1 protein-coding gene and 1 pseudogene are annotated in these 1423 nt (G+C 48.9%); both read right to left on the bottom strand.

Going from position 1 to position 1423, the window contains the following annotated elements; all coding sequences use genetic code 11:
- Positions 1-203 (bottom strand): annotated as a pseudogene (locus R8N46_RS24730) (DUF3299 domain-containing protein); the annotation flags it as partial.
- 2 nt (positions 204-205) lie between these two features.
- Positions 206-1423, bottom strand: a 1218-nt coding sequence (locus tag R8N46_RS24725; RefSeq protein ID WP_318189712.1) for an ABC transporter permease, incomplete at its 5' end; no start/stop codon positions are given.

The following is a 1423-nucleotide window of genomic DNA, read 5'->3' as shown; positions in this document are numbered from 1 at the left end:
TCTGGTCTGACGTTACCGATTTTTGATTGCTGCGCCGCGCCACCACTGTGATCAGATGCGGGCATCCCCACGCTGTCGAACAGCTTACGTTCCGCTTCAGGAACCAGATCGATCCAGTCGAGCGTTAATGGCTCATCACTCGCCATGACCGGCGTCGTAAATGCAATCGCGAGTAAGCAACTGGCTAAAACTTTTTTCCACATCGTTAGATCCTTATGGTCATTCCGTCACTGAGTGACTGTCTGTAGGCGCGGAATGCTGGAATAAAACCAATCACAATACCGGCGCATTGTACAAAGCTAAGCAGCATCCATTCGTACGCAGAAAGCGTGCTTAACGTGAGATTTATACCGTAGTGTTGTTGAATTAGGGGCTGAAGTAGGGCGAGTATCGTATACAGCCCCAAAACGCCGGTGACGATACCTGCTGCTGTGAGTAAACTCGCTTCACTAATGAGCAGAGAAAAAACGTGGCGCGGGCGCGCTCCCATAGCGCGTAAAATGGCCATTTCTCGACGTCGTTCTTGTAAGCTGGTCAGTAGGCTGCTTAACATGCCGAGTAAACCCGCGATAACCACAAAACCAGAAACCGCCATCAAGGCCTGTTCTGCGACAGACATCATGCCCCACAATTCGTGTAGCGCGACACCGGGCATAATTGCACTGAGAGGCTCTTTCGGGTAGTTGTTGATCTGCCTTTGCAACGCAAAAGTTTGAATGCGCGATTTCAAGCCCACAAGCATGGCAGTGATCTGTTTTGGTTGAAAATCCCTTTCTTGTAATACCTTCGCATCCGGTGTTGGACCCAAGCGTGCACCACTTTCCCAACCGACATGAATGGCTTCGATCGCCTCTAACGAGACGTGAACCGTCTTATCTACTGGTGTGCCAGTTGGAGCTAAAATACCAACAACTTTGAATGGCAGTTTATCGTGACGGCTGAAGCCAACATCGCTGATACCATGGGCAATGATGATTTCACTGCCTATCTGGTAACCCAATTGTTTGGCGACGTCCGATCCGAGTACGGTTTCAAATAATCCATTGAACTCTTTCCCTTTCGAGAAAGTAAGTGGTTGCTTACTTCCGTACTTATAATGCTCAAAGTAACTATGATTGGTTCCCATCACTCGAAAGCCTTTGTGAGAGTCTCCGAGCGAAATGGGAATTGCCCAATCAACCGCGCGATGCTGGCTGAATTCTTGATAGCTTTTCCAATCGATATTATTAGTGGCATTACCGATACGAAAGACTGAATGCAGCAGTAAGTTCACTTGGCCTGAGCGTCCGCCGACAATTAGGTCCGTTCCGGAAATGGTGTTCGCAAAGCTGTCTTTTGCTTGAGTGCGGATACGTTCTACGCCAAGCAGCAAGATTACCGATATTGCTACCGTCATGATCGTCAACACCGCTGTCGCTTTGCG

The sequence above is a fragment of the Vibrio sp. 1874 genome, assembly GCF_033344395.1.
Lineage (GTDB): Bacteria > Pseudomonadota > Gammaproteobacteria > Enterobacterales > Vibrionaceae > Vibrio > Vibrio alginolyticus.
Note: the sequence above shows the minus strand (reverse complement) of the source record. Positions and strands in the feature narration are given on the sequence as shown.